Source organism: Sphingomonas pollutisoli, assembly GCF_029167165.1.
GTDB lineage: Bacteria > Pseudomonadota > Alphaproteobacteria > Sphingomonadales > Sphingomonadaceae > Sphingomonas > Sphingomonas pollutisoli.
The window spans coordinates 379,349-405,255 of sequence record NZ_JARFNJ010000004.1; the positions used below are offsets into that span (position 1 = coordinate 379,349).

The window sequence follows — 25,907 nt, forward strand, 5'->3', positions numbered from 1 at the left end:
GTATGAACCAGTTCGACCTGACCGACGACCAGCGCGAGATCCAGGAGCTCGCCCGGCGCTTCACCGCCGATCGCATCACGCCGTTCGCGGCGGAGTGGGACGAGAAGCACATCTTCCCGCGCGACACGATCCGCGCGGCGGCGGAGCTTGGCTTCGGGGCGATCTACGTCTCCGAGGCGAGCGGTGGCATCGCCCTCGGGCGGCTGGAGGCGGCGCTGATCATGGAGGCGATGGCCTATGGCTGCCCCTCGACCTCGGCGTTCATCAGCATCCACAACATGGCGTCGTGGATGATCGACACCTACGGCGGCGCCGAGGTGAAGGCGAAGTATTTGCCCGATCTGGTCGGCATGGCGCGGATTGCCAGCTATTGCCTGACCGAGCCGGGTTCGGGATCGGATGCGGCGGCGCTCAAGACGCGCGCGGTGCGCGACGGCGGCTCGTATGTCGTGACCGGGACCAAGCAGTTCATTTCGGGCGCGGGGGAGAACGAAGTCTATGCGGTGATGGTCCGCACCGGCGAGGATGGCCCCAAGGGCATTTCGTGCCTCGTCATCGAGAAGGACATGCCCGGCGTCAGCTTCGGCGCGCAGGAGCGCAAGCTCGGCTGGCATTCGCAGCCGACCGCGCAACTGATCCTCGACGGCGTGCGCGTGCCGGCGGAGAATTTGCTCGGCGCGGAGGGCGAAGGTTTCAAGATCGCGATGAGCGGGCTGGATGGCGGGCGGCTCAATATCGGCGCATGTTCGCTGGGCGGCGCGCAGCGCTGTCTCGATGAGGCCGTGACGTACACCAAGGATCGCAAGCAGTTCGGCAAGGCGATCGCCGAGTTCCAGAACACCCAGTTCACGCTCGCCGACATGGCGACCGACCTGGAGGCGGCGCGCGCATTGCTCTACATGGCGGCGGCGAAGGTGAGCGACGGTGCGCCGGACAAGACTCGGTTCGCGGCGATGGCGAAGCGGCTCGCGACGGATACGGGATCGGCGGTGGCCGATCGCGCGCTGCAACTGCACGGCGGCTATGGCTATCTGATGGACTATCCGATCGAGCGCTTCTGGCGGGACTTGCGGGTGCATTCGATCCTGGAGGGCACCAACCAGGTGATGCGGATGATCGTCGGGCGGGATTTGCTGAAATGAGGGTGTGGCGTGTTCCTCTCCGGCACGGAGAGGTGGCGCGCGTAGCGCGACGGAGGGGGGCTTCCACCCACGGTATCGCTTGGGGAAGCCCCCCTGCACCAGCCTTCGGCTGGTCCCCCTCGTTCCGGGGAGGGTTTTGATGGACGTCCTCACCTTTTCAGATGGCGCCGTTCTGCGCATCCGGCTCAACCGACCCAAAGCGATCCATGCGCTCAGCACCGGCATGTGCGCGGCGATGCTCGACGCTCTCGACGCCACCGAACGCGATCCGGCGATCGAGGCGGTGCTGATCGACCATGCCGAGGGGCGCGGATTCTGCGCGGGCGGGGATATCCGCATGATCGCCGAGAGCGGCGCTGGTGACGGTTCGGCCGCGCGCGCGTTCTTCCGCGTCGAATACCGACTCAATCACCGGCTGTTCACCTATCCCAAGCCGATCGTCGCGTTCATGGACGGGATCACGATGGGCGGCGGGGTTGGCATCTCGCAGCCGGCGCGGTTCCGGGTCGCGACCGAGAACACCAAATTCGCGATGCCCGAGACCGGCATCGGCCTGTTCCCCGATGTCGGCGGTGGCTGGTATCTGTCGCGGCTGCCCGGGCGGCTTGGCCAGTATATCGCGCTGACCGGCTATCGGCTGGACGGCGCGGAATGCCTCGCGCTGGGCCTCGCCACGCATTTCGTTGCTGCCGCCGCGCTCGATGGCGTCAAGGCCGCGATCACCGCGACGCCGCAGGCCATCGCATCGATCCTAGACGATGCGAGCACAACCGCCCCCGACGCAGCGATCCTCGCGCACCGCGACGAGATCGACCGGCTGTTCGCATCCAACCGGCTGGAGGACGTGCTGGCCGCGCTCGAGGCCGATCCGGGCGAATGGGCGGCGGCGCAGCGTGCGACGCTCGCCAGCAAGTCTTCGCAGGCGATGAAGGTGTCGCTTCGGCTGCTCGCCGAGGGCGCGGGGATGACCGACTTCGCCGACGAGATGCGGCAGGAATATGCGGTCGCCGCGCGCGTCGCGCAGTTGCCCGACTTCCTCGAGGGCGTCCGCGCGCTAATCATCGACAAGGACAACGCGCCGCGCTGGAAACCCGCCACGCCCCAAGGCGTGACCGACGCCGCCGTGGATGCGATCTTCGCCCCCCTCCCCGCACATGAGGCCTGGACACCGCAATGACCTATCGGAACATCCTCGTCGAAACGCACGACGCTGTTACCCTCATCACGCTCAACCGGCCGCAGGCGCTCAACGCGCTCAACACCGAGGTGTTGGCCGACCTGATCGACGCCTTCGCGGCGTTCGACGCCGATCCGGGCCAGCGCTGCGCGGTGCTGACCGGCAGCGGCGAGAAGGCGTTCGCAGCCGGCGCCGACATCAAGGAGATGGTCGACAAGCCCGCCGCAGACTTCTTCCTGCAGGATTTCTTCTCCGGCTGGCAGAGCGGCGTGGTTGGCACGCGCAAGCCCTGGATCGCTGCGGTCAACGGCTTCGCGCTCGGCGGCGGCTGCGAATTGGCGATGATGGCCGATTTCATCCTCGCATCGGACACCGCGAAGTTCGGCCAGCCCGAGATCAAGCTCGGCGTCGCGCCGGGCATGGGCGGCTCGCAGCGGCTCACGCGCGCGGTCGGCAAGGCCAAGGCGATGGAGATGTGCCTGACCGGGCGGATGATGGACGCGGTCGAAGCGGAGCGTTCCGGGCTGGTCGCGCGGATCGTGCCTGCCACCGATCTGCTCGCCGACGCGCTCAAGACCGCCGCGACGATCGCCGCCATGCCGCCGCTCGCGGCGATGGTGAACAAGGAAATGGTCAACCTCGCGTTCGAAAGCGGACTGGCGCAGGGCATCCATAGCGAACGCCGGCTGTTCCAGCTTCTCGCCGCGACCGAGGACAAGCGCGAGGGCATGACCGCCTTTGTGGAGAAACGACCGGCCGTTTGGGTGGGGCGCTAACCACTCCGCGTTCGTCCTGAGCGAAGTCGAAGGACATGTCGCAAGCGTGCCGTTTGGGGCACGCACTTCGACTGCGCTCAGTGCGAACGGACTGGTGTGAGCACACTTTAGGAGAGAGACATGGCACGCATCGGCTTCATCGGCCTCGGCAACATGGGCGGCGGCATGGCCGCGAATCTCGCGAAGCACGGCCACCAGGTGCGGGCGTTCGATCTCTCCTCGGAAGCGCTTGATCGCGCAAAGGCGGCGGGGTGCGTACCCCTCGCCAGCGCGGCCGAAGCGTGCGAGGGCGCCGACGCAGTGGTGACAATGCTGCCCGCCGGGCGGCACGTCGAGACGGTGTATGGCGAGAGCGTGTTCGCCGCCGCGCCGCAAAGCGCGCTGCTGATCGATTGCTCGACGATCGACGTCGCCACCGCCAAGCGCGTCGGGGAAAGTGCCGCCGCCCGAGGGTTCGCGATGGTCGACGCGCCCGTCTCCGGCGGGATCGCGGCGGCGAATGCGGGCACGCTGACCTTCATGGTCGGCGGCAGCGAGGATGCGTTCGCGCGCGCGCAACCGTATCTGGCGCAGATGGGCAAGGCGGTGATCCATGCCGGGGCGAGCGGCGCAGGGCAATCGGCCAAGATTTGCAACAACATGGTGCTCGGCGCGGAGATGATCGCGACCTGCGAGGCGTTCCTGCTCGCCGACAAGCTCGGCCTCGATCCGCAGAAATTTTTCGAGATCGCCAGCGTCAGCTCGGGGCAAAGCTGGTCGCTGACGAGCTATGCGCCGTGGCCGGGCGTCGGCCCCGAGACGCCGGCCGATCGCGGCTATCAGGGCGGCTTCGCGACCGCACTGATGCTCAAGGACTTGAAGCTGGCGATGGAAGCGGCGGCGTCGGTGGGCGCCGATACGCCGATGGGCGCGCGGGCGGCTGACCTGTACCAGCGATTCGCGGATGCGGGAAACGGCGGCCTGGATTTCTCGGCGATCGTGCGGCTGCTGGACAGGAAGCCGGCAGGATAGACCCCTTATCCGTTCGTGCCGAGCGTAGTCGAGGCACGTGCCCGGAGCGGGACGCTTGTGGCACGCACTTCGACTTCGCTCAGTGCGAACGGTTGGGTTTTGGACCAGACGCGCAGATCACGAGCGTACCGGCTAAATTCCATTCGTCCCGAGCGCAGTCGAGGGGCAGGCCCGGAGCACAGATGCCTCGACTTCGCTCGGCACGAACGGCTGTGATTTACCGATGTCGCTCGCGCTTCGAGCTCGCCTTTCCTACCGCGCCGCGCTCCACGCGAGCCAGACCCATGCCGCGATCAACAGCACGCCGCCGACCGGCGTGATAGCGCCCAGCCATCGTGGCAGCCCGAGCGCCATCAGGTATAGCGTGCCCGCGAACACGAGGGCGCCGGCGACGAACAGCCAGCCCGGCCCGCGCGCGCCGATCTGCGCCGCGACCAATGCCGCGACCGCGTGGATCAATTGATACTCGCCGCCCGTCTTGAGCCACGCCTGCGCCTGCCCGCTCGCGCCATGCGCACCGAACGCACCCGCGCCAACCGCGAGCGCGCCCGAAAGCGCCGCCGCCACCACCAGCCAGTTCATCAGCCGCCCTCCCGCAATTCCTCACGCGCATCCTGCACCAGCATCCGCGCCTCCTGCGTGCGGAAATCGCCGGTCTCGAGCTGCGCCTTGAGTCGTTCCTTGTCGCGCGCGCGGTAATGCGCCTCGCTGCGGTTGATCTCCTCGCTGTCGATCTCGAGGCTCGCCATCGCGAGCCGCGCCATCTTCACCGCCGATTCGAGCACCTCGCGCACCACCGCCGTCGCCGGGCTGCCCCGGAGCTTGATGAGCGAACGCCGATCATAGGCGCGCACGAAGATGCCAGCCTTGGGGAAAGCGGTATGGACCGCCTCGACCAGATCGGCCGTGACCTGATCCTTGTCGATGCAGAACATGATGAGCTCGGCCTCGCTCGCGCCGGCCTGGCGGAGCAGGTCGAGCCGGGTGCCGTCGCCATAATAGACCTTGGCGCCAAATTCGCTGGCGATGTCGATCATCTCGATGTCGGTGTCGATCAGCGTGACCGGAATGCCCTGCGCGATCAGCATCTGCGCGACCGTCTGGCCGAAACGCCCGTAGCCGACGATCAGCGCGTTCGCGCCGTCGGCGCGTGGCCCCTCGCGCTCGCCGGTGGCGACGATCGGTTCGGTGCGCAGCCGCTTGGTCAGCGCCATCAGGAAGGGGGTGGTCGCCATCGACAGTGTGACGATGGCGCCGAACAGGCTCGCCGCCTCGGGCTTGATCAGCCAGGCGTTCTGCGCCTGCGCGAACAGCACGAAGCCGAATTCGCCGCCCTGGCTGAGCAACAGCCCGAGCGCGAACGCCTGGCGCCAGGTCATGCGGAACAGCAGGCCGATCGCCATGATGATCGCGGTCTTGGTGACGATCAGCGCCGCCGCCATCCCCATCACGAACAGCGGGCGCGCGGCGATCGCGTGGAGATCGAGCATCATGCCGACCGCGACGAAGAACAGGCCGAGCAGCACCGACCGGAACGGTTCGACATCGCTTTCGATCTCGTGGCGATAGGGGCTGTCCGCGAGCATCACGCCGGCGACGAACGCGCCGAGCGCGGTCGACAGCCCGAGCGCCTCCATGATCGCCGCCGCCGCGACGACGGTGAACAGCGCCGCGAACACGAACATCTCGCGCTCGCCGAGATTGCCGATCGCACGGAACATCGGCCGCATCAGGAAGCGCCCGGCGAGCACCAGCCCGACGATCGCGAGAACGGTATAGAGGAACAGTTGCCAGCCAGGCGGCCCCTGCGCATCCGCCGGGTTGCGCGACAGCACGGTGACGATCGTGATGAGCGGGACGATCGACAGATCCTGGAACAGCAGGATCGAGAAGGCGCGCTCGCCGAACGGGGTGCGCAACCGCCCGGCGGATTGCAGCATCGGCAGCACCTGTGCGGTCGAGGACAGCGCCAGCGGCAGGCCGAGCGCGATCGCCGACGCGATCGAGAAGCCCGCGAACGCCCAGACCACGCCGGTCACCGCCAGACCGCAGAGCACGACCTGAAGCACGCCGAATCCGAAAATCTCCTTACGCAAGCTCCACAGCCGCGCGGGATTGAGCTCGAGCCCGACGATGAACAGCAGCAACGTGATGCCGAGTTCGGCCACGCCGATCTTCTGTTCGGCATCGCCGACCAGCCCCAGCACCTGCGGGCCGACCACCGCGCACGCGACGAGATAGCCCAGCGTCGCACCCAGCCCGAGCCGGCGGAAGATCAGCACGAACAGCAGCCCGAAGCCGCCGAGCACGGCGCCGGCGCCGAGCAGGCTCTCCGTCATGCCGCGCGCTGCAGCGACGCCGCCGCTGCCGCTTCCGCCGCCGCTTCGAACGCGAGCCGGATCGAGGGATGGCGCGCGCTGTGCGGCAGCGCCGGAGTGAAGATGTCAATGCCCGGCCAGTCCGGCACTGGGCCTGAACCCGCGAGCCACGCGGCGAGCGCGTCGCGCGCGGTCGCTAGTTCGTCCGGAGAACGGCCGATCACATTCGCGGCCAACAGCGACGAGGACGCCTGCCCCAGCGCGCAAGCCCGCACCAGCATGCCGACCTGGCTGACGCGGCCTTGGGCATCGGTATTGACATCGACCGTCACGCGGCTGCCGCAGATCGGCGAGCGCTTTTCGGACGATGCCATCGGATCGGCGAGCCGCTCCTGATACGGGATGGTCGCGGCGAGGCGGAGAATCTCGGTATTGTAGAGCGGTGCGGTCATATGGCCGATGTAAGGCCGGATCGGGCGCCCGTCACCCCGCCGCCGGGAACAATGCCGCCATCGCAACGATTTTCGCGCCCTTCCTCACCACGGCACGGTCTGTCCGAAGCGATCGAGGTAGCGCAGGCCCGGCATGCCGCGTGCCGCCAGCAGAAGATCGACCAGCACCGGCACGCTCTCCTCCAGCGTGAACGGGGCGTCGGGGCCGCCGAGATCGGTCCTGATCCAGCCCGGTGCGAGCAACAGCATCGCGCGCTTAGGCTCCGGCTGACGCGCGGCGAAGCTGCGCATCAGCATGTTGAGTGCCGCTTTGCTGGCGCGGTACACCTCGCGCAGCCCCGTCTCGTTGTTGGCGATGCTGCCCTGCCCCGACGACATGACGCCGATCAGGCCGGTTGCGGGAACGAGATCCGCGAACGCCTCGACGACGCGCATCGGACCGAGTGCGTTGGTCACCATCACGCGGGTGAACTCCTCGGTGCTCACCATGCCGCCGCGGACATGCTCGTCGCGGGTGGTGGTGCCCGCGTTGACGAACAGCGTTTCGAGCGTGGCGCCGGACAGGCGTTCCCGCAGCGCGGCGATCTGGTCGGGCACGTCGATGTCGAGCGTCTCGATGGTGACGCGGCCAGGATGCGCGTCGGCGAGGTCGTGCAACGGGGTGCGCGCGTCCGAGCGGACGGTGCCGATCACGTTCCAACCGCGCGCCACATAGGCGCTCGCGATGCCGTGGCCGAGGCCGCGCGAGGCGCCGGCGATGAGGATGGTGGGGGCGGTCGCAGTCATGGTCGGCACGTCCTTTCCCGAGCAACGTCAGTCGGTGCGGTTCGCCGCCCGTTCGGTGGCAAGCGGCGCTGTCTGGCCGAACACCGGCAGCCCCTTGCGGCGGCGATCGACGAAATCGGCGATGCCCGCGCTGGTCGCGTTGAGCAAGGGATAGGTCTTCGAGGTCGTCAGCCAGTCGGGCCGGTGCGCCGGGCCGCCGTGCACGGTATCTGTCATCAGCACGACGAGCAGGAAGGCGAGGCTCGTCAGGATGAGCCCCTTGAGCGCGCCGAAGCCGAAGCCGAGCGCGCGATCGAGCGGGCCCACGACCGAATCGCGGATACGCCCACCGATCGATCGCGCGACCAGCCGCCCGCCGAAATAGGTGACGCCGGCGAGGATCGCGAAGGCGAGCACCGCCGCGCCCGTCACCGTGCCGACGATGCCGGTCAGCGCGTGCGCCACGGGGACATGGAACAGCTTGACCGCGAACACGATCGCCACCCACGCGAACAGCGACAGCACCTCGGTCACGAAGCCGCGCACCAGCCCCAGCACGGCGGCGCCGCCGATGGCGAGAAGAACGATGATGTCGAGCGCGGTCAGTCCCATCGGCGCGCGCTTACGATGACGAGGCGGTGCGTGTCGAGTGTGGTGTTCGCATAGCTCACCTTGTCCATCGCGTCTCAGGACGTCACGCGTCGCCCAACAAACATCCGTCCATGTCGAATGCTTAGGTTGGTTGCTGGCAAGCCAGCCGCTCGACGTTGCAACGCAAGTGCTCCGCGCCGTCCCGCGACTTCGCGGAGGTACGGGCCGCCATATGTCAACGCCCGAGCATATACTCGACCAACTGGCCAAGCGTGCGGAAGCCGGTGAGCGACAATATGGTCTTCTCGCCCGTGCTCGCCGCCGGCACCAGCGCGCGTTCGAAGCCGAGTTTGGCGGCTTCCTTCATGCGCAGCGGGCCATGCGCGACCGGGCGAACCTCTCCCGACAAAGCGATCTCGCCGAACGCGACCGCGTCCACCGCCACGGGCCGTTCGGACAGCGCCGACACCAGCGCCGCCGCCACCGCCAAATCCGCGGCGGGATCGGCCACGCGGTAGCCGCCGGCGATGTTGAGATAGACTTCGCAGGCCGAAAAGCTGAGCCCGCACCGCGCCTCCAGCACGGCGAGGATCATCGCCAGCCGCCCGCTGTCCCAGCCGACCACCGCGCGGCGCGGCGTCGCACCGCTGGCGAGCCGGACCACCAGCGCCTGGATCTCGACCAGCACGGGGCGCGTGCCTTCGAGCGCGGGGAAGACGGTGGTGCCGGTCACGCCTTCGTCGCGCTGGGTGAGGAACAGCGCCGATGGGTTGGAAATCTCGGTCAGCCCCTCGGCAACCATCGCGAACACGCCGATCTCGTCGGTACCGCCGAAGCGGTTCTTGATCGCGCGCAGGATGCGATATTGGTGGCTGCGCTCGCCCTCGAAGCTCAGCACGGTATCGACCATATGTTCGAGCACGCGCGGTCCGGCGATGCTGCCGTCCTTGGTGACATGGCCGACCAGCACGACGGCGGTGCCGCGTTCCTTGGCGAAACGAATCAGTTCCTGCGCCGAGGCGCGCACCTGGCTGACCGTACCCGGCGCGCCTTCGATCAGGTCCGAATGCATCGTCTGGATCGAATCGATCACCAGCAGATCCGGCGGCGAGCCTTGCGACAGCGTCGTCAGGATGTCGCGTGTCGAGGTGGCGGAGGCGAGTTGCACTGGCGCGGCGCCCAGCCCGAGCCGCCGCGCGCGCAGCCGCACCTGATCGGCCGCTTCCTCGCCCGAGACGTAGGCGACGCTCTTGCCGGCGAGCGCCATCTTCGCCGCCGCCTGGAGCAGCAGGGTCGATTTGCCGATACCGGGATCGCCGCCGATCAGCGTCGCCGAGCCTTCGACGAAGCCACCACCGAGCGCGCGATCGAACTCGGCTATGCCGCTCGCCATCCGCTCGGGCAGTTCGACCTCGGCGTCGAGACCCGACAGCATGATGAACCGGCCGCCACCTTGCAGGTTGTGCTTGGCCTGGAACGGCGTGACCACCGCGCCCGCTTCCTCGACCAGCGTGTTCCATTCGCTGCAATCGCCGCACTGCCCCGCCCAACGATGCGAGACCGAGCCGCAGGACTGGCAGACATAGCGCTTCTGAGGTTTTGCCATGTGCCCACGTTAGCCAGAACGGAACGATAGGGGAACAAAATTCTTGGATGCGCCGGACCGGGGATGGACAGCCCCGCCAAAGTGGGGAATGGGCCGGCCATGCCCACCACCGCCAAGATTTGCGGCCTGTCCACGCCGGCCACGCTCTATGCCGCCGTAGCCGGCGGCGCGAGCCATGTCGGCTTCGTGTTCTTCGCACCCTCGCCGCGCAACCTGTCGCGCGATCTGGCGGCGCACCTCGCGGCGCGCGTGCCGGGGCATGTCGCGCGGGTCGGCGTGTTCGTCGATCCCGACGATGCGCTGATCGACGCGGTGATCGACGCCGGGCGGCTCGACGCGCTTCAACTTCACGACACCAGCCCTGCCCGCGCCGCCGCGATCCGCGCGAAAACCGGGCGCGAGATCTGGGCTGCCGTGGCCGTGCGCACCAGAGCCGACCTCGATGGTGCCGCCAGCTTCGCCGGCGCGGCCGACCGCATCCTCTACGACGCCAAGACTCCGCCGGGCGCGGCGCTGCCCGGCGGAATGGGTGTGCGGTTCGACTGGAGCCTGCTCGACGGTTTCCATCATCCGCTGCCGTGGGCGCTGTCGGGCGGTCTCGATCCGCTCAACGTGGGCGCGGCGATTGCGCGCACCGGCGCGGCGCTGGTCGATGTGTCTTCGGGCGTGGAAAGCGCGCCCGGCGTGAAAGACGTGACCAAGATCGCCGCGTTTCTGGGCGCGGTAAAGTCGGCATGACCGTCGCCCCGGCGCAGGCCGGGACCGCTGCTGCCTAGGAGGATCGATCGCCCGATACACAACGGCCCCGGCCCGCGCCGGGGCGACGGCGTGGGGCGTGACAGCGCGCCCGCCCCGCTTTAAGGCGTCGCGTCTATGAACGCCCCCAACTCCTTCCGCACCCAGCCCGACGATCGCGGGCATTTCGGTGATTTCGGCGGTCGCTACGTCGCCGAGACGCTGATGCCGCTGATCCTCGAACTCGACGTCGCCTATCGGGACGCCAAGGCCGATCCGGCATTCCAGGCACAGTTCGACGACCTGCTCGAACATTATGTCGGCCGTCCCAGCCCGCTCTATCACGCCGAACGGCTCACCGATACGCTGCGCGAGTCGGCGCCGGAAGGCTATGGCGCGCAGGTCTGGTTCAAGCGCGACGAACTCAACCATACCGGCGCGCACAAGATCAACAATTGCATCGGCCAGATCCTGCTCGCGATGCGGATGGGCAAGACGCGCATCATCGCCGAAACCGGCGCGGGCCAGCATGGCGTGGCGACCGCCACCGTCTGCGCGCGCTTCGGCCTTCCCTGCGTGATCTACATGGGCGCCAAGGACATCGCGCGGCAGGCGCCCAACGTGTTCCGCATGAAGCTTCTGGGCGCGGAAGTGCGGCCGGTGACGAGCGGCTCGGCCTCGCTCAAGGACGCGATGAACGAGGGGTTGCGGGACTGGGTCGCGAACGTTCACGACACCTTCTACATCATCGGCACCGCCGCCGGCCCCCATCCCTATCCCGAGCTGGTCCGCGATTTTCAGAGCGTGATCGGCAAGGAAGCGCGCGCGCAGATGCTCGCGCGTATCGGCCGCCTGCCCGACCTGCTCGTCGCCGCGATCGGTGGCGGATCGAACGCGATCGGGCTGTTCCACCCGTTCCTCGACGATGGCGACGTGATGATGCTCGGCGTCGAGGCGGCCGGGCGCGGGCTCGACAAGGAGCATGCCGCCAGTCTCGCCGGGGGCGCGCCGGGCATCCTCCACGGCAACAAAACCTATCTGTTGCAGGACGAGGACGGCCAGATCACCGAGGCGCACTCGATCTCGGCGGGACTCGACTATCCGGGCATCGGCCCCGAACATAGCTGGCTGCATTCGATCGGCCGTGTCGAATACACCGCCGCCACCGATGCCGACGCGCTCGACGCGTTCCAGTTGCTGTGCCGCACCGAAGGGATCATCCCCGCGCTCGAGCCGAGCCACGCCATCGCCGCCGTGACGACGCGCGCGCGCGAGATGCGGCAGGATCAGATCATCCTCGCCAATCTGTGCGGGCGTGGCGACAAGGACATCTTCACCGTCGCGGAAGCGCTGGGGGTGGCGATATGATCAGTGTGCGGAACCTTCTTACCGGGATCATCGTCGGCGCCGTCGCCGCCGCTCTCGTTCGCGAACTCAACCAATATGGTCTGGCGTTCGCCAACTGGAGCCTCCGCGTTCCGCGCATCGGCGAAGCGCTCGCGACTGGCGCGATCGTCGGTGCTGTCTCGCAGATCGTCGCGCAATCGGGGGGGCGTCGATGAGCATCCTCTCCGCCGCCTTTGCTCAAGGGCGCCCCGCGCTCGTCGCCTTCGTCACCGCAGGCGATCCTTCGCCTGCCGCCACCCCGGCCATTCTCGACGCGCTCGTCGCGGGCGGGGCCGACGTGATCGAGCTGGGCATGCCCTTTACCGATCCGATGGCGGATGGCGCGGCGATCCAATCCGCCAACCTGCGCAGCTTCGCGGCCGGCACCAAGACCGCCGACGTGTTCGCCATCGCCAAGCGTTTTCGCGCACGGCACCCCAACGTGCCGCTGGTGCTGATGGGCTATGCCAATCCGATGACGGTGCGCGGGCCCGAATGGTTCGCGGCAACCGCCGCCGATGCTGGCGTAAGCGGCGTCATCTGCGTGGATATTCCGCCCGAGGAGGATGCCGAACTCGGCCCGGCGTTGCGCGCCGCCGGGATCGACCTCATCCGCCTCGCCACCCCCACCACCGATTCGGCACGGCTTCCGCAGGTGCTGGATGGCGCATCGGGCTTCCTTTATTACGTCTCGGTCGCGGGCATCACCGGCAAGCAGCAGGCCGCCCAGGCCTCGATCGAACAGGCGGTCGCCCGGCTCAAGGCCGCGACCGACCTGCCCGTCGCGGTCGGGTTCGGCATCCGCACCCCCGAACAGGCCGCCGCCGTCGCGCGCGTCGCCGATGGTGTCGTGGTCGGCTCGGCGATCGTCGAACTGGTCGGCCAGCACGGCGTTGATGCGCCAGAGCCGGTACGCGCCTATATCGCTTCCCTCGCCGCCGCCATCGCGTCGGCCCGTCAGGAAATCGCCGCATGAGTTGGCTCAGCAACGTCCGTAACGCACTCTCGCTCGTCGTCCCCAAGAAGGAAGACACGAGCACCGACAATCTCTGGCACAAGTGCAAGGGATGCGGGCAGATGGTGTTCGTCAAGGAACTGGAGGAGAACCTCCACGTCTGCCCGCACTGCGATTTCCATGAGCGGATCGGCCCCGCGCTACGCTTCGAATATACGCTCGATCCCGGCTATACCGTGCTGCCGATCCCCAAGGTGCCGGAAGACCCTCTCAAGTTCCGGGATACCAAGCGCTATACCGATCGCCTTAAGGCGGCGCGCACCGCGACCGACGAGGTCGACGCTCTCGCCACCGCGAAGGGGCGGATCGAGGGCCTCAAGGTCGTCGTCGGCGTGCAGGATTTCGCCTTCATGGGCGGATCGATGGGGCTCGCCGTCGGCGAGGCGTTCGTGCGCGGCGTCGAGGCCGCGATCGCCGAGAACTGCCCGTACATCATCTTCACCGCCGCCGGCGGCGCGCGCATGCAGGAGGGCATCCTCAGCCTGATGCAGATGCCGCGCTCGACCGTGGCAATCCAGATGCTCCACGATGCCGGCCTGCCCTATATCGCGGTGCTGACCGACCCCACGACGGGCGGCGTGACCGCGAGCTACGCGATGCTGGGGGACGTCCAGATCGCCGAGCCAGGCGCGCTGATCGGCTTCGCGGGCCAGCGCGTGATCGAACAGACCATCCGCGAGAAGCTGCCCGAGGGCTTCCAGCGCGCCGAATATCTGCTCGAACATGGCATGCTCGACATGGTCAAGCACCGCAGGGATTTGCGCGCGACGCTCGCGAGCGTGGTCGATTTCCTCGGCGCTAAGGCCGCAGCTTAGGCATAGGGAAGCCCTCTTCCCCGTGGGAGAGGGCGTCAGGTCGTCTATATGCCCGATCACGCCAGTTCCTCCGCGCCTGCCGTACAGGCCCAACTCGACCGGCTATGGGCGCTGTCGCCGGGTGCGGACGTCCTGGGGCTGGAGCGGATCACCGCCCTGCTCGCGCGGCTCGGCGACCCGCATATACGGTTGCCGCCGGTCCTCCACGTCGCCGGTACTAATGGCAAGGGCTCGACCTGCGCGTTCCTGCGCTCGGCGATCGAGGCGGCGGGCCTCAGCGTGCATGTCTACACCAGTCCCCACCTCGTCCGCTTCAATGAACGTGTTCGCATCGCCGGGCGGCTGATCGACGACGAAGCGCTCGCCGTATTGCTGTCCGAGGTGCTCGACGCGGCCGGAGAGGGAGCCGACGGCATCGGCGCGAGCTTCTTCGAGGTGACGACCGCCGCCGCCTTCCTCGCCTTCGCGCGCGCGCCAGCGGACGCGTGCATCATCGAGGTGGGCCTGGGCGGTCGGCTCGACGCGACCAACGTCATCCCCGCCCCCGCCGTCACCGGCATCGCGCAGCTCGGTATCGATCATCAGGCGTTCCTCGGGAACACTGCCGAGGACATCGCCGGCGAGAAGGCAGGCATCGCCAAACTTGGGGTACCGCTCGTGACGATGGCGTATGCGCCGAGCGTGACCGAGCGAATCGAGCACGCCGCCGCGCGTGCCCATGCGCCGGTGATCGCACTCGGCCGAGACTGGCGCTACAGCGTCGGCGACCAGCTTCGCTACGAGGACGCGGCCGGCGTTCTCACTTTGCCGCTGCCGCGCATGGCCGGGCCGCACCAGCCAGGCAATCTCGCGCTCGCGACCGCGATGCTGCGCCACCAGCGCGCGCTCGACATCCCCACGCAAGCCTATCGCGCGGCGGCACGCGATACCGCGTGGCCAGCGCGGATGCAGCGTCTCGCGCCAGGGCCGCTCGTCGATCTGCTGCCGCCGGGGAGCCAACTCTGGCTCGACGGCGGGCATAATCCGGCGGCGGCGGGCGCGATCGCGACGACCCTGGAAACGCTGGCGCATCCCGGTACCGGACGCGCCGAGGTACATCTCGTGCTCGGCATGCTGGCGAACAAGGATGTCACCGGGCTGCTCGCCCCTTTCGCATCGCTCGCGACCACCGTCTATGCGGTACCCGTCCCGGATCACGAGCATCACGCCCCCGCCACGCTCGCTGCGGCAGCGCGTTCACTCGGCATCGCCGCGCATACCGCCGAGGATGTTCCTGCCGCACTCGCCGATATCACGCGGATCGCCGACCCGGCGGAGCCTCCGATCGTGCTGGTTCTTGGCTCGCTGTATCTTGCCGGCGACGTGCTGAATGCGAACGACGAGCGCCCGACTTAATTGCGATTGACTTGCAATAGCTGAAGCATCAATCTCTCCGCATCGCAGGAGAGCAGTTGATGACGATCGCCCCGACCACCGCGCTGACGCTTCAAGACATGCCGGATTGCGACCATGCACGGCTGTTCCTGTTCGCCTTCCGCCGAATGGGCGCGCATGGGCTGAACGATGCTGTCGCGGCGCACGCGATGCTGCGGGCGTTCGGCACCGCCTATCGCCGCCCCCTGATGCTGATGCGCGCGCTGATGGACGACATCGCCACCCATACCGGCGCGACCATCGCGATCGCGCCGTGCTGCTTCGCACGCATCACCCACGCCGAGGCGGCGATGCTCACCGTGGTCGCCCGCGTCGAACGCGAACCGGCGGCGGCGGCGCTGCTGCTCGCCGACCTGCTCGGCATGCGTCGCCCGGAGGGCGTGCTTGCGAGCACCGCATCGGTGGCGGCGGCGTTCGCGGATGCGGGGCGTCCGATCGGGCGGGGGTGAACTTCGGCGACTTCCCGCCGCATTCAGCCGTGCTCGCCGCGGCGGAGGCGGCCGCGCACACGCGATAATCTCCGAGAGGTGGTCTGGGGGGTATGGTCCGGCTCGGCGTTGGTGGAGCGATGTGCGGCGAAACCGGCTTCGGCCCCAGCCAGCGCCCGATAACCCAGAACACCGCACGCACGCCGATGCTGGCACCCGCGATGTACAGGAGGGGCGGCCAGCCAGTCACGCGGCCTCCCCCGTCCCCCCGACTTCAGCCGCGCGCGCGACTCGCGAGGCACGCCACCATTCGAGCAGCACGAACACGATCGCCAGCAACCCGACCGCCGCGACATAGCGGAACACCGTCGCATAGCCGAGTTTGTCGAACATCTCGCCGGCGAGGCCCCGCCCGAGCGAGCCGATCAGGAAGGTCAGCGAAGACAGCACCGCATATTGCACGGCGGCGAACTTCTTGCTGACGATGCTTGAGAGGTACGCAACGAACGCCGCGAGCGCGAGCCCGGTCGAAACGTTCTCGTAGCAGATCGCCAGCAGCAGCCGCGCCATCCGCTCGTCGCTGCCGAGCGCGACCGCGAGATGATCGAGTTGGAGCGCGCCCAGCACCATGTCGATGTAGGGCGAGCCATCGGCGAGATCGGCATAGAGGAAGTTACCGAAGATCGGCAGGATCGCGCCGACCAGAACGGTAGGGAAGCGGCCCACCTTGACGAACAGGAACCCGCCGAGCGCAGTGCCGAGGATCGTCATGATGATACCGAACACCTTGGAGGCGAATGCCACCTCGTCCTTCGTGTAGTGCAGGAAATCGAGGTAGAACGGATAGGCGAACGATGCCCACACGTTGTAGCAGAGCGCATAGGTCAGGATCAGCCCGATCACGATCAACACGCCCCAGCCGAGCCGCTCGGCGAGATCGGCGAGCGGGGCGATCAGCGCGCCGTAGAGGTGGTTCGCAACCGTCCGCAGCGGCGAATGCGTGACATCCGCCTTAGCCTGCACGCCATGCCCACGCGCTTTGAGCCAATTGACCCAGCCCGCGACGCCAAGCGGCACCAGCACCGTCGCGACGACGATCGCGGGGCCGTAGAACTTGAGGAAATCGGCGGGCGACGGACGCGGCACACCGGGCGTCGGCTCGGCCAGCATCGAAACCATGAAGCTCACCAGCGACACGATCGCCCACGTCCAGCTCGCACCGACGATCAGCAGCGCGATCGCGCGCAGCCCCGGCTTCACTTCGCCCGCGTCCGCGAGCGCGTCCACCACCGCATTCGAGGCGCGCTGCGTATCGGGCGCGGCGAGCGCGAGGAGGAGCATCACCGCCATGATCCCGGCCATGACGAGATAGACCGTCGGCCACGACATACGTGAGGCCATGTAGAGTGCGATCGCGCCGCCGACGATGCTCGCCACCCGGTAGCCGAGCTGGTTGATCGCCGAGAGCAGTTCGACCGGAGTCGTCTCGTCGGCAACGTCGATCCGCCAGCCGTCGATCGCGATGTCCTGCGTCGCGAACGCGACCGCGCCGAGGAAGGCGAATGCCGCGAAACGGGCGATATTCGTGGTCGGATCGGTCGTCACCAGCCCGAGCAACGCGATGATGATGATCGACTGGCATAGCACGATCCAGCTCTTGCGCCGCCCGAGCCGCCCGAGCAGCGGCAGCCGCAGCCGATCGACCAGCGGCGACCACAGGAATTTGAACGCGGTCGCCAGCCCGATCCACGACAGCACGCCGATCGTCGCGAGCGTGATGCCGACCTCGCCCAGCCACGCGTTGAGCGTGCCGATCAGCAGCGCGAACGGCAACCCCGAGGAGAAGCCCAGCGCCAGCATCGACGCCGATTTTCGTGTCCTGAGCGCCGCGACGAACAGCCGCCAGCCCTTTGGTCGTTCAACCGCCAACCTTCACCCCCGCAAATACAATCGCACGGGTTTAGGGTGTGGCGACGATCAGAGCAACGGGCGGGGTCAGTCCTTCACGCGCCGCGCGCTCACCACGGTGACCGGCGCCTCGGGCACCTGCCCCTGAAATGCGCCGCGCCGGGTCGCCGTGGGCGAAACCGGCGCGTCGAGGATCTTCACCACCACGTCCATCCCCTCGACGACATGGCCGAACGCGGCATAGCCCTGACCGTCCTCGGGTTGGCCGTGCCCGGCATCGAGCGAGGCGGTCTGATCGCCGACGCTGATCGTGAAGTCGCCGCGCGCGGTGCCCAAGCCCAGCCGCGCGACCGAGATCGTGCCGTCGGTATGATGGAGCCCGGTTTCGCTGGTCGGTTCGTGCTTGATCGGCGGCAGCGTGCGCTTGGCGTCGCCGTCGGTGCCGAACTGGATGAAGCCGAAGCGATCGGCGACCTTGACGTCGCGGTAGAACACGACACCATCGAGCTTCTTCTGATCGACGTAACGCAGGAAATTGGCGGCGGTGACCGGTGCCTTGACCGTCTCCAGCTCGATCACGATCCGTCCCGCGCTCGTCTCCAGCGCCACGCGCGGCAGGGTGGGCGCAGGCGTCGCGAGCGGCGCGGGGCTGGTTTGCGCGGCCGCCGGCAGCGCAAGCGCCGCCAGCAGTCCGGCCACGACCAGCCGCCGGATCATGCCAGCGCCGTCCTGAGCAGTTCGTTGACGACCTGCGGGTTGGCCTTGCCGCCCATCGCCTTCATCGTCTGCCCGACGAAGAAACCGAACAGCGCCTCCTTGCCACCCTTATACTGCGCCACCTTGTCGGCATTCTTGGCGAGCACGTCGGCGATCACCGCCTCGATCGCGCCGGTGTCGCTGGTCTGCTTGAGACCGCGTTCCTCGACGATCGCGCCCGCGCCCTGCCCGGTTTCGAGCATGATCTCGAACACCTGCTTGGCGAGCGTACCCGACAGCGTGCCGTCCGCCACCAAGCCGAGCAGTTCCGCCGCCTGCGCCGGGCTGACCGGCGAGTCCTCGATGCTCTTGCCGGTGCGATTGAGCGCGCCGAACAGCTCCGATGTCGTCCAGTTCGCAGCCGCTACCGGCTTGGCGCCAGCCTCCAGCAGCGCATCGAACCAGCGCGCCGCCTCGACTTCTGCGGTCAGCACCGCCGCCTGATACGGGGTGATGCCGCCCGCCTCATAGCGCTTGCGCTTGGCGTCGGGCAGTTCGGGCAGGCTCGCGCGGCATTCCTCGAGGAACGCCTCGTCGAGTTCGAGCGGGAGCAGATCGGGATCGGGAAAATAGCGATAGTCGTGCGCGTCTTCCTTCGACCGCATCGAGCGCGTCTCGTTGCGATCGGGATCGTAGAGGCGCGTTTCCTGAACGATGCGCCCGCCGCTTTCGAGCACCTCGATCTGTCGCTTGGCCTCCTGCTCGACCACCGCCATAACGAAACGCACCGAGTTGACGTTCTTCGTCTCGGTACGCGTGCCGAACTCGGCGCCGGGCTTGCGCACCGAGACATTGACGTCGGCGCGCATCGAGCCCTGGTCCATGTTGCCGTCGCACGACCCGACATGGCGCAGGATCGAGCGCAGCTTGGCGAGATACGCGCCGGCCTCCTGCGGCGAGCGCATGTCGGGCTTGGAGACGATCTCCATCAGCGCCACGCCCGAGCGGTTGAGATCGACATAGGAGCGAGTCGGATGCTGATCGTGCATCAGCTTGCCCGCATCCTGCTCGACATGGATTCGCTCGATCCCGATAGTCTTGACGCTGCCCTCCGGGTTCTTCTCGTCGAGGCTGATGTCGAGCGAACCCTCGCCGACGATCGGGTGGTAGAGCTGGCTGATCTGATAGCCCTGCGGCAGATCGGCATAGAAATAGTTCTTGCGATCGAACCGCGACCACTTGTTGATCTGCGCGTCGATCGCCATGCCGGTGCGCACCGCCTGGCGAATGCACTCGCGGTTGGGCACCGGCAACATCCCCGGCATCGCCGCGTCGACCAGGCTGACCTGCGTGTTCGGCTCCGCCCCGAACGCGGTCGCCGCGCCCGAGAACAGCTTGGCGTTGGACGTGACCTGCGCATGGACTTCGAGGCCGACCACGACCTCCCAATCGCCGGTTTCGCCTGTGATGGTGTAGGTGGATTCAGTCATGGTCTGTCTCGGGTGTCACAAGAAGTAGATCGGGGAAATAGCGACGATATCGGCGCGGGTCACGTGTCAGCAGCGTCGCACCTTCGGCGAAGGCATGCGCGCCGATCAGAAAGTCGGCGAGCAGCTTGTCGCGACCCCCACCGGCAGCGCGATACGCACGTTGCGCGTGCCCGGCTTGAAAAGCAGCACGCCGCGACACGGGGCTAATGGAGATGCCAAGATCGGCCACGAAACTCGCGATGTCGGCTTCATTCGACCCGCCGGCCGCAAGTTCCCCGAACACGATTGCGCTGATCGCGACATCATCGGCGATTTGCGCGATGGCCAGCGCGCGCTTCGACCAGGGGTGCCAGGTGGGATCGCGTTCGCGAATGTCGATCAACACGTTCGTATCGGCCATCATCATGGCGGAAACGGATCGTCACCGCGGATATCGCGCATGATCTCGTCGGTCGGCCTGCCCTCCCGCAGATGCGCGAAACGCTCTGATGTCGCCTCGATCCGCGCCATGATCTTCTGCACCCTGGCTTCGCGATCCTCCACCGGCTTGCGGATCACCGTTTCGCCCGCCGTGTTGCGGTCGAACTCGACGGGTTCGCCGGGCTTCAAACCTAGCGCATCGCGGACGTCCTTCGGGATCGTCACTTGCCCCTTTTGCGTGAGGTTGCTCAGCTTGCCCATGTCTCGAGTATTACCATCCAGAGGTAATACCTGTCTATCGGCGTCTTCGCCTGAACAATGGGTGGCGTTCTCGCTTAACCGGGCAAGGTGGCGGCAGCGGCGTATTTCGGCGACGCGCAGGAGCGTCATTACGGCGTTTCAGGAGCCGTTCCGCGACGATTTGGACGACATCCACAGCCAGTTCCAACAGGTCCGGCCAAATCGACACGGCGGCTGCCTACTCGCCGCTTACCACCACGCCTCCGGCCGCGCCACGAACCCCGCGCGCTGCTCGATCGCCAAGCCCGCGTTCAGAACACCTTGCTCGTCCAGCGGGCGGCCGATGATCTGCAACCCGAGCGGCAGCCCCTGCGCGTCGAGACCGCCCGGTACGCTCATCGCGGGTAGGCCGGCCAGCGAGGCCGGTACGGTAAACACGTCGTTGAGATACATCGCGATCGGATCGGCCTGCTTCTCGCCGAGCGCGAACGCGGCCGACGGCGCGGTCGGCGTGAGCAGGTAATCGCACTGTTCGAACGCCCGCTCGAAATCGCGCGCGATCAAGGTGCGGACCTTCGAGGCCTGGGTGAAATACGCGTCGTAGAAGCCCGCCGACAGCACATAGGTGCCGATCATGATGCGGCGCTTCACCTCGTCGCCGAAGCCGGCGGCGCGAGTCGCGGCGTACATTTCCTGCAGGTTCGCGCCCTCGGGCAGATCGCGCAGCCCGTAGCGCACGCCGTCATAGCGCGCGAGGTTGGACGAGGCCTCGGCGGGCGCGATGATGTAATAGGCCGGGAGCGCGTATCTGGTGTGCGGCAGCGACACTTCGATCACCTCGGCGCCGGCGTCCTTCATCCAGGCGATGCCCTGCTGCCAGAGCGCGTCGATCTCGGGCGGCATGCCCTCGACGCGATACTCGCGCGGGATGCCGATGGTCTTGCCGCGCAGATCGGCGGACAGGCCCGCTTCCCACGCCGGCACCGGCAGATCGAGCGAGGTCGCGTCCTTGGGGTCGAAACCGGTCATCGCCTCGAGCATGATCGCGCAGTCGCGCACGTCGCGCGCCATCGGCCCGGCCTGATCGAGCGAGGAGGCAAACGCCACCACGCCCCAGCGCGAGCAGCGGCCGTAGGTCGGCTTGATCCCCGCAATGCCGGTGAACGCAGCCGGCTGCCGGATCGAGCCGCCGGTGTCGGTGCCGGTCGCGCCCGGGCACAGCCGCGCCGAGACAGCCGCCGCAGAACCACCCGACGAGCCGCCCGGCGTCAGCGCGGCGTTGCCGCCATCGTTGCGCTTCCACGGCGAGATGACGTTGCCGAACGCACTCGTCTCGTTCGACGAGCCCATCGCGAACTGGTCCATGTTGAGCTTGCCGAGCATCCCCGCGCCCGCCGCGAACAACTTGCCCGAGACGGTCGACTCATAGGTCGGCGTGAAGCCGTCCAGGATCAGACTGGCGGCGGTGGCGGGGACGCCCTTGGTGCAGAACAGATCCTTCATGCCGATCGGCACGCCGGCCAGAGGCTTGGGCGTATCACCCGCCGCTCTGGCGGCATCCGTCGCGTCGGCGGCGGCGAGCGCATGATCGGGGGTTTCGACGAGGAAAGCGTTGAGCGGCTTGGCAGCGCTTACCCGCGCGATGAACGCCTCCGCGACGTCGCGCGCGGAAAACCCGCCCGCGCGTACCCCGTCGCGGATGGCGGCAACGCCGAGATCGGTAAGGTCGGTCATGCGAAGAAGTTCCCGGCAACATACGTCACCCCGGCGAAAGCCGGGGTCTGGTCATAACGGAGCGCGCCCCTGCGGCACGAGACCCCAGCTTTCGCTAGAGCGACGCGGGAGAGCGCCGTCACTCGATCACCTTGGGCACAGTGAAGAACCCATGCTCCGCCTGTGGCGCGTTCGCCAGCACGAGATCGCGCACGTTCCCATCGGTCACGACATCTTCGCGCAGGCGCAGATGGTTTGGGATCACGGCGGTCATCGGCGCGACATCGGCGGTATCGACCTCGCCGAGTTGCTCGATCCAGCCCATGATGTTGTCCAGCTCCGGCGCGAGCCGGGCGGCGTCTTCCTCGGTGATCGCGATGCGGGCGAGGCTCGCGATCTTCTTCACGGTGGCGATATCGACTGACATGGCCGTGCGGCTAGCATCGCCAGCGGAACCCATCAACCTCTACGCGGGCGATTGCGCCGCGCGCATCCTTGCGCCAACCCTTGGCCCCTTGCCAGCCGCAGCGCTCCGCTGCCCCGCTCGATGGAACGACACCGCCTGATGGCACGAAAGTTTCTGTACGCCTTCGCCGTCCTCATCATGCTGACGGTGGCCGGCGGCTTCGCCCTCAACGCCTTTCCGGTGCTGTTCATGCGGATGGCACTGGTGCCGGATGGCCGCGTCGACTCGCTGCCGCCGCCGCCATCCTATGACGATGCTGAAATGTGGCTCGCGCGGCCGGACAAGGCCGGCAACCCGGCCCTGTGGACGCCGCCGGGCTATACGCCGGGCACACGGCCGCACGCGGCGGTGTTCTTCATCCACCCGACGTCTTACCTCGTGCGCACCCATTGGAACGCCCCGCTCGACGATCCCGAGGCGAATGCGCGCGCGACGATCTTCCTGAAAGGACAAGCCAGCGCGTTCAACGGCGTCGGCGCCGTCTGGGCGCCGCGCTATCGACAGGCCGCGTTCGGCGCCTTCCTGACGTCTCAGGGCGATGCCCAAAAGGCGCTCGACTTCGCTTATCGCGATGTCGTCGCCGCGTTCGATGCGTTCGTGCGCGAAGCCGGCGACCGGCCGATCATCCTCGCCGGCCACAGCCAGGGCGGGCTGCATTTGTCGCGGCTGCTGCATGAGAAGATTGCCGGCACGCCGCTCGCGAAGCGGATCGTCGCGGCCTATGTCGTCGGTTGGCCGGTGTCCCGCACCGCCGATCTGCCGCTGATGGGGCTGCCCGAATGTACCCGCGCAGATCAGCCCGGCTGTATCCTATCGTGGCAGAGCTTCGCCGAGCCGGCCGACCCGTCGCTGATCCTCGATACGTTCGACGGGCCTCGACCGGCTACACGGGCGCGCGCCGCAACGGCACGGCGATGATCTGCACCAACCCGATCACCGGCACGCCTGACGCCACCGCGCCCGCCGCCGCCAATCTCGGCACGCTGCTGCCAACGAGCGACCTTAGCTCCGCCTCCATCAGCGCCGGGCAAGTCGGCGCGCGCTGTCAGGGGCGCGGCCTGTTGATGATCGGCACCCCGCCGCCGATGGGCGGATACGTGTTGCCGGGCAACAACTACCATGTTTACGATTACAGCCTGTTCTGGGCGAACGTCCGCGCCGATGCGGCGCGCCGGTTGGCAGCGTATCAGGCGCAGTCAGCCGCTCCTCCTAAGCTTGTCGAAGGACGTATTCCGGGGCACGTGCTTCGACAGGCTCAGCACGAACGGGTTCCTTTATGATCACCACCGACACCGCCGCCTTCCGCGAGGCGCTCCCGACCGGTGGCCGGCTGCTGGGGCTCGATGTCGGCACCAAGACGATCGGCACCGCTCTGTGCGACGCAGGCTGGTCATTCGCGTCTCCCGCGCTGCTGATCCGGCGCACGAAGTTCACCGCCGACAAGGTCGCGCTCGTCGCCATGATCGGCGAGCAGCACGTCACCGGCCTCGTGATCGGGCTGCCGATCAACCTCGATGGCACCGAAAGCCCGCGTTCGCAAAGCACCCGTGCCTTCGCGCGCAACCTCGCCGATCTCGGCCTGCCGATCCTGCTGTGGGACGAACGCTGGTCGACCCAGGCAGTGGAGCGGCAGATGATCGCCGAGGACATCAGCCGCGCAAAGCGCGCCGAGCGAGTCGACAAGCTCGCCGCCAGCTACATCCTGCAAGGTGCGATCGATGCGCTGGTGCGCGTCTGATCGCGTGTGCCGTCACGCGTGCCCGGTCTCGCCACAGAGCAAGCGCGGGTCGATGCCGATCCGCGTGAAGCCACGCTCCCAGCGCGCCTCGGCGGGATTGTCGAACAGCAGATCGGCGTCGGCGGGCGCGTTGAACCAGCCGTGGCGCGTGAGTTCACCCTCCAACTGCCCCGCTCCCCAGCCGGCGTACCCCAGCGCGACCAGCCACCGGCTGGGCCCCCCGCCCTCGGCGATCGCGCGCAGCACGTCGATCGTTCCTGTCAAAGACCAGCGCCCGGCGACATCGATCGTGTCCTGACCGCTCCATTCGGACGTGTGAAGCACGAAGCCACGTTGCGGCTCGACCGGTCCACCGAAATGCACCGGCGCGTCGGGGGCCTCACCAGGCTCGATCTCGAACTGTGCGAGCAGCGCGTGCAATCCGAGGTTGGCGATCACCGCACCGGTGCCCACCCCGATCGCGCCGTGCTCGTCATGCGCGCACATCGCGATGGCCGCGCGTTCGAAGCGCGGGTCGCCAATCCCCGGCAGCGCGAGCAACAATTGTCCCGTCAGGTACATTTCTGTCTCCATCGCGCCAATCATAGCCCGGCGTGACCATGCGTCACGCTTGAAATGGCACCCGGCAGCGGCGACTTAGGCAACGATCCACTGCGAGGAGATTTCCATGACGATCACCGTCGGCGACCGTATTCCCAGCGTCACGCTCACCAAGGTCACGGCCGATGGCCCGGATCAGATCAACTCCGACGACTATTTCGCGGGGCGCAAGGTCGCGCTGTTCTCGGTGCCTGGCGCCTACACGCCGACCTGCTCGGCGCGCCATCTGCCGGGCTATGTCGACAAGATTGACGCATTGAAGGCGAAGGGCATCGATGAAATCGCCTGCACCGCCGTCAACGATCCTTTCGTCCTGAAGGCGTGGAGCAAGGATTCGGGCGCTGAGGCGATCACCATGCTCGCGGATGGGAGCGCCGACTTCGTCACCGCGCTAGGCCTGACGATGGACGCGTCCAAGTTCGGCATGGGCACGCGCGGCCAGCGCTTCTCGATGCTCGTCAACGATGGCGTGGTCGAGCAGCTCAACGTCGAGGCGCCGGGCGAGTTCAAAGTCTCCACCGCCGAACACCTGCTCGAAGAAATCTGATCGATCATTGCGGTCATGGAACGCCGCCGCGCCCGATCCGTTGATCGGGCGACACAAGGAGGGTTGTTCCATGACCGACACCACCAAAACCGAAGACACCGGCAACACCAATACGCCGACCGCGGAATCGATCATCGATCAGGCGAGCGCGACCGCGCAGGAAGCCGCCAAGACCGTTGCCGATACGTCGGCTTCGCTGCTCGGCCAGGCCAAGGACGCGATCGGCCAGGCGGTCGAGACGACGATCGAAGCGGTGAAGGAGCATCCCGTTGCCGCGGCCGCGATCGGCGCCGGCGTTGCCGCGACCGTCGCGGGCGCCGCCTTCGGCGTCTCGAAACTGCTCGAAGAGGAAGAGGCGCCGGCAAAGGGCGCCAAGGGCAAGGCGAAAGCCTGACGCTCTGGAACGGCGTCGCTCGCGCTGTCTTGCCAGCGTAACGG

General features: G+C 67.6%; 28 protein-coding genes and 1 pseudogene. 15 read left to right on the plus strand and 14 right to left on the minus strand.

The window, feature by feature from the left end:
- The first annotated feature begins 2 nt into the window (after positions 1-2).
- The 4 genes from PX554_RS11060 to mmsB all read left to right on the plus strand — a co-directional run bounded on the left by PX554_RS11060 (position 3) and on the right by mmsB (position 4,106).
- Positions 3-1,142 carry an acyl-CoA dehydrogenase family protein gene (locus tag PX554_RS11060; protein ID WP_275501689.1) on the plus strand — a complete coding sequence of 380 codons (1,140 nt, stop codon included), beginning with the start codon at positions 3-5 and terminating at the stop codon, positions 1,140-1,142.
- A 139-nt stretch (positions 1,143-1,281) separates the two neighbouring features.
- Positions 1,282-2,319, plus strand: a complete 1,038-nt coding sequence (locus tag PX554_RS11065; RefSeq protein WP_275501692.1) for an enoyl-CoA hydratase/isomerase family protein — start codon at positions 1,282-1,284, stop codon at positions 2,317-2,319.
- Positions 2,316-3,095 (plus strand): enoyl-CoA hydratase-related protein, encoded by a 780-nt coding sequence (locus tag PX554_RS11070; protein ID WP_275501693.1) that lies wholly within the window; start codon positions 2,316-2,318, stop codon positions 3,093-3,095. Before PX554_RS11065 ends, PX554_RS11070 begins: the two co-directional genes overlap by 4 nt.
- A gap of 120 nt (positions 3,096-3,215) precedes the next feature.
- Positions 3,216-4,106, plus strand: coding sequence for a 3-hydroxyisobutyrate dehydrogenase (mmsB, locus tag PX554_RS11075; protein WP_093219851.1), 891 nt, complete (start codon positions 3,216-3,218; stop codon positions 4,104-4,106).
- Positions 4,107-4,358: 252 nt separating this feature from the next.
- Here mmsB and PX554_RS11080 read toward each other — a convergent pair whose 3' ends face one another.
- The 6 genes from PX554_RS11080 to radA form a co-directional block, all read right to left on the minus strand.
- Positions 4,359-4,688 (minus strand): DUF423 domain-containing protein, encoded by a 330-nt coding sequence (locus PX554_RS11080; protein ID WP_275501696.1) that lies wholly within the window; start codon positions 4,686-4,688, stop codon positions 4,359-4,361.
- Entirely contained in the window at positions 4,688-6,445 is a 1,758-nt protein-coding gene (locus PX554_RS11085; RefSeq protein WP_275501697.1) for a cation:proton antiporter domain-containing protein, read from the minus strand. Before PX554_RS11085 ends, PX554_RS11080 begins: the two co-directional genes overlap by 1 nt.
- Complete coding sequence (locus PX554_RS11090; RefSeq protein ID WP_093219857.1) at positions 6,442-6,876, minus strand: iron-sulfur cluster assembly scaffold protein; 435 nt, start codon at positions 6,874-6,876, stop codon at positions 6,442-6,444. The genes PX554_RS11085 and PX554_RS11090 overlap by 4 nt, the downstream gene beginning before the upstream one ends.
- A gap of 84 nt (positions 6,877-6,960) precedes the next feature.
- A complete protein-coding gene (locus PX554_RS11095) occupies positions 6,961-7,662 on the minus strand; it encodes an SDR family NAD(P)-dependent oxidoreductase (RefSeq protein WP_275501701.1) in 702 nt (233 codons plus the stop codon).
- Positions 7,663-7,689: 27 nt separating this feature from the next.
- Positions 7,690-8,253 (minus strand): CvpA family protein, encoded by a 564-nt coding sequence (locus PX554_RS11100; protein ID WP_275501702.1) that lies wholly within the window; start codon positions 8,251-8,253, stop codon positions 7,690-7,692.
- A 214-nt stretch (positions 8,254-8,467) separates the two neighbouring features.
- On the minus strand, positions 8,468-9,838 hold the full coding sequence (radA, locus tag PX554_RS11105) for a DNA repair protein RadA (protein ID WP_275501704.1): 1,371 nt from the start codon (positions 9,836-9,838) through the stop codon (positions 8,468-8,470).
- Between the two features lie 99 nt (positions 9,839-9,937).
- On the opposite strand from radA, the gene PX554_RS11110 reads away from it, so the two are divergent.
- The 7 genes from PX554_RS11110 (at position 9,938) to PX554_RS11140 (ending at position 15,672) form a co-directional block, all read left to right on the plus strand.
- Complete coding sequence (locus tag PX554_RS11110; protein WP_275501706.1) at positions 9,938-10,576, plus strand: phosphoribosylanthranilate isomerase; 639 nt, start codon at positions 9,938-9,940, stop codon at positions 10,574-10,576.
- A 135-nt stretch (positions 10,577-10,711) separates the two neighbouring features.
- The gene (gene trpB / locus PX554_RS11115) at positions 10,712-11,941 is read left to right on the plus strand and encodes a tryptophan synthase subunit beta (RefSeq protein ID WP_275501708.1); all 1,230 of its coding nucleotides are present in this window, start codon (positions 10,712-10,714) and stop codon (positions 11,939-11,941) included.
- Positions 11,938-12,135 (plus strand): hypothetical protein, encoded by a 198-nt coding sequence (locus tag PX554_RS11120; RefSeq protein ID WP_093219868.1) that lies wholly within the window; start codon positions 11,938-11,940, stop codon positions 12,133-12,135. Before trpB ends, PX554_RS11120 begins: the two co-directional genes overlap by 4 nt.
- Positions 12,132-12,935 (plus strand): tryptophan synthase subunit alpha, encoded by an 804-nt coding sequence (gene trpA, locus PX554_RS11125; protein ID WP_093219870.1) that lies wholly within the window; start codon positions 12,132-12,134, stop codon positions 12,933-12,935. The genes PX554_RS11120 and trpA overlap by 4 nt, the downstream gene beginning before the upstream one ends.
- On the plus strand, positions 12,932-13,789 hold the full coding sequence (gene accD, locus PX554_RS11130) for an acetyl-CoA carboxylase, carboxyltransferase subunit beta (RefSeq protein ID WP_093219873.1): 858 nt from the start codon (positions 12,932-12,934) through the stop codon (positions 13,787-13,789). Before trpA ends, accD begins: the two co-directional genes overlap by 4 nt.
- A 48-nt stretch (positions 13,790-13,837) precedes the next feature.
- Positions 13,838-15,184, plus strand: coding sequence for a bifunctional folylpolyglutamate synthase/dihydrofolate synthase (locus PX554_RS11135; protein ID WP_275501712.1), 1,347 nt, complete (start codon positions 13,838-13,840; stop codon positions 15,182-15,184).
- A 59-nt stretch (positions 15,185-15,243) separates the two neighbouring features.
- Complete coding sequence (locus tag PX554_RS11140; protein ID WP_093219878.1) at positions 15,244-15,672, plus strand: DUF6628 family protein; 429 nt, start codon at positions 15,244-15,246, stop codon at positions 15,670-15,672.
- Between the two features lie 225 nt (positions 15,673-15,897).
- Here the strand turns inward: PX554_RS11140 and PX554_RS11145 are convergent, their stop codons facing one another.
- From PX554_RS11145 to gatC, 7 genes are all read right to left on the minus strand, one after another.
- The gene (locus PX554_RS11145; protein WP_275501715.1) at positions 15,898-17,580 is read right to left on the minus strand and encodes an AmpG family muropeptide MFS transporter; all 1,683 of its coding nucleotides are present in this window, start codon (positions 17,578-17,580) and stop codon (positions 15,898-15,900) included.
- 66 nt (positions 17,581-17,646) lie between these two features.
- Positions 17,647-18,276 (minus strand): peptidylprolyl isomerase, encoded by a 630-nt coding sequence (locus PX554_RS11150; protein ID WP_275501717.1) that lies wholly within the window; start codon positions 18,274-18,276, stop codon positions 17,647-17,649.
- Complete coding sequence (gatB, locus tag PX554_RS11155; RefSeq protein WP_275501719.1) at positions 18,273-19,745, minus strand: Asp-tRNA(Asn)/Glu-tRNA(Gln) amidotransferase subunit GatB; 1,473 nt, start codon at positions 19,743-19,745, stop codon at positions 18,273-18,275. Before gatB ends, PX554_RS11150 begins: the two co-directional genes overlap by 4 nt.
- Positions 19,738-20,151, minus strand: a complete 414-nt coding sequence (locus PX554_RS11160) for a type II toxin-antitoxin system VapC family toxin (protein WP_093219886.1) — start codon at positions 20,149-20,151, stop codon at positions 19,738-19,740. The genes gatB and PX554_RS11160 overlap by 8 nt, the downstream gene beginning before the upstream one ends.
- On the minus strand, positions 20,148-20,555 hold the full coding sequence (locus tag PX554_RS11165) for an AbrB/MazE/SpoVT family DNA-binding domain-containing protein (protein ID WP_256326019.1): 408 nt from the start codon (positions 20,553-20,555) through the stop codon (positions 20,148-20,150). The genes PX554_RS11160 and PX554_RS11165 overlap by 4 nt, the downstream gene beginning before the upstream one ends.
- 99 nt (positions 20,556-20,654) lie before the next feature.
- A complete protein-coding gene (gene gatA / locus PX554_RS11170) occupies positions 20,655-22,139 on the minus strand; it encodes an Asp-tRNA(Asn)/Glu-tRNA(Gln) amidotransferase subunit GatA (RefSeq protein ID WP_093219891.1) in 1,485 nt (494 codons plus the stop codon).
- A gap of 118 nt (positions 22,140-22,257) precedes the next feature.
- On the minus strand, positions 22,258-22,545 hold the full coding sequence (gene gatC / locus PX554_RS11175; RefSeq protein ID WP_093219894.1) for an Asp-tRNA(Asn)/Glu-tRNA(Gln) amidotransferase subunit GatC: 288 nt from the start codon (positions 22,543-22,545) through the stop codon (positions 22,258-22,260).
- A gap of 138 nt (positions 22,546-22,683) precedes the next feature.
- On the opposite strand from gatC, the pseudogene PX554_RS11180 reads away from it, so the two are divergent.
- Together PX554_RS11180 and ruvX are read left to right on the plus strand one after the other, a co-directional pair.
- Positions 22,684-23,864, plus strand: a pseudogene (locus PX554_RS11180) (DUF3089 domain-containing protein).
- Positions 23,861-24,322, plus strand: coding sequence for a Holliday junction resolvase RuvX (ruvX, locus tag PX554_RS11185; protein WP_275501723.1), 462 nt, complete (start codon positions 23,861-23,863; stop codon positions 24,320-24,322). Before PX554_RS11180 ends, ruvX begins: the two are co-directional and overlap by 4 nt.
- Before the next feature lie 12 nt (positions 24,323-24,334).
- On the opposite strand, the gene PX554_RS11190 is transcribed toward ruvX, so the two are convergent.
- Positions 24,335-24,895: a YqgE/AlgH family protein gene (locus tag PX554_RS11190; protein WP_093221695.1), complete on the minus strand. Its 561-nt coding sequence runs from the start codon at positions 24,893-24,895 to the stop codon at positions 24,335-24,337.
- A gap of 94 nt (positions 24,896-24,989) precedes the next feature.
- On the opposite strand from PX554_RS11190, the gene PX554_RS11195 reads away from it, so the two are divergent.
- Positions 24,990-25,469 (plus strand): peroxiredoxin, encoded by a 480-nt coding sequence (locus tag PX554_RS11195; protein ID WP_275501728.1) that lies wholly within the window; start codon positions 24,990-24,992, stop codon positions 25,467-25,469.
- A 70-nt stretch (positions 25,470-25,539) separates the two neighbouring features.
- Positions 25,540-25,863, plus strand: coding sequence for a hypothetical protein (locus tag PX554_RS11200; RefSeq protein ID WP_275501730.1), 324 nt, complete (start codon positions 25,540-25,542; stop codon positions 25,861-25,863).
- Positions 25,864-25,907: the final 44 nt, after the last annotated feature.

Coding starts and splice junctions, on each gene's coding strand:
- PX554_RS11060 (WP_275501689.1), top strand. CDS start 3: ATGAACCAGTTCGACCTGACCGACGACCAGCGCGAGATCCAGGAGCTC.
- PX554_RS11065 (WP_275501692.1), top strand. CDS start 1,282: ATGGACGTCCTCACCTTTTCAGATGGCGCCGTTCTGCGCATCCGGCTC.
- PX554_RS11070 (WP_275501693.1), top strand. CDS start 2,316: ATGACCTATCGGAACATCCTCGTCGAAACGCACGACGCTGTTACCCTC.
- mmsB (WP_093219851.1), top strand. CDS start 3,216: ATGGCACGCATCGGCTTCATCGGCCTCGGCAACATGGGCGGCGGCATG.
- PX554_RS11080 (WP_275501696.1), bottom strand. CDS start 4,688: ATGAACTGGCTGGTGGTGGCGGCGGCGCTTTCGGGCGCGCTCGCGGTT.
- PX554_RS11085 (WP_275501697.1), bottom strand. CDS start 6,445: ATGACGGAGAGCCTGCTCGGCGCCGGCGCCGTGCTCGGCGGCTTCGGG.
- PX554_RS11090 (WP_093219857.1), bottom strand. CDS start 6,876: ATGACCGCACCGCTCTACAATACCGAGATTCTCCGCCTCGCCGCGACC.
- PX554_RS11095 (WP_275501701.1), bottom strand. CDS start 7,662: ATGACTGCGACCGCCCCCACCATCCTCATCGCCGGCGCCTCGCGCGGC.
- PX554_RS11100 (WP_275501702.1), bottom strand. CDS start 8,253: ATGGGACTGACCGCGCTCGACATCATCGTTCTTCTCGCCATCGGCGGC.
- radA (WP_275501704.1), bottom strand. CDS start 9,838: ATGGCAAAACCTCAGAAGCGCTATGTCTGCCAGTCCTGCGGCTCGGTC.
- PX554_RS11110 (WP_275501706.1), top strand. CDS start 9,938: ATGCCCACCACCGCCAAGATTTGCGGCCTGTCCACGCCGGCCACGCTC.
- trpB (WP_275501708.1), top strand. CDS start 10,712: ATGAACGCCCCCAACTCCTTCCGCACCCAGCCCGACGATCGCGGGCAT.
- PX554_RS11120 (WP_093219868.1), top strand. CDS start 11,938: ATGATCAGTGTGCGGAACCTTCTTACCGGGATCATCGTCGGCGCCGTC.
- trpA (WP_093219870.1), top strand. CDS start 12,132: ATGAGCATCCTCTCCGCCGCCTTTGCTCAAGGGCGCCCCGCGCTCGTC.
- accD (WP_093219873.1), top strand. CDS start 12,932: ATGAGTTGGCTCAGCAACGTCCGTAACGCACTCTCGCTCGTCGTCCCC.
- PX554_RS11135 (WP_275501712.1), top strand. CDS start 13,838: ATGCCCGATCACGCCAGTTCCTCCGCGCCTGCCGTACAGGCCCAACTC.
- PX554_RS11140 (WP_093219878.1), top strand. CDS start 15,244: ATGACGATCGCCCCGACCACCGCGCTGACGCTTCAAGACATGCCGGAT.
- PX554_RS11150 (WP_275501717.1), bottom strand. CDS start 18,276: ATGATCCGGCGGCTGGTCGTGGCCGGACTGCTGGCGGCGCTTGCGCTG.
- gatB (WP_275501719.1), bottom strand. CDS start 19,745: ATGACTGAATCCACCTACACCATCACAGGCGAAACCGGCGATTGGGAG.
- PX554_RS11160 (WP_093219886.1), bottom strand. CDS start 20,151: ATGATGATGGCCGATACGAACGTGTTGATCGACATTCGCGAACGCGAT.
- PX554_RS11165 (WP_256326019.1), bottom strand. CDS start 20,555: ATGACGCTCCTGCGCGTCGCCGAAATACGCCGCTGCCGCCACCTTGCC.
- gatA (WP_093219891.1), bottom strand. CDS start 22,139: ATGACCGACCTTACCGATCTCGGCGTTGCCGCCATCCGCGACGGGGTA.
- gatC (WP_093219894.1), bottom strand. CDS start 22,545: ATGTCAGTCGATATCGCCACCGTGAAGAAGATCGCGAGCCTCGCCCGC.
- ruvX (WP_275501723.1), top strand. CDS start 23,861: ATGATCACCACCGACACCGCCGCCTTCCGCGAGGCGCTCCCGACCGGT.
- PX554_RS11190 (WP_093221695.1), bottom strand. CDS start 24,895: ATGGAGACAGAAATGTACCTGACGGGACAATTGTTGCTCGCGCTGCCG.
- PX554_RS11195 (WP_275501728.1), top strand. CDS start 24,990: ATGACGATCACCGTCGGCGACCGTATTCCCAGCGTCACGCTCACCAAG.
- PX554_RS11200 (WP_275501730.1), top strand. CDS start 25,540: ATGACCGACACCACCAAAACCGAAGACACCGGCAACACCAATACGCCG.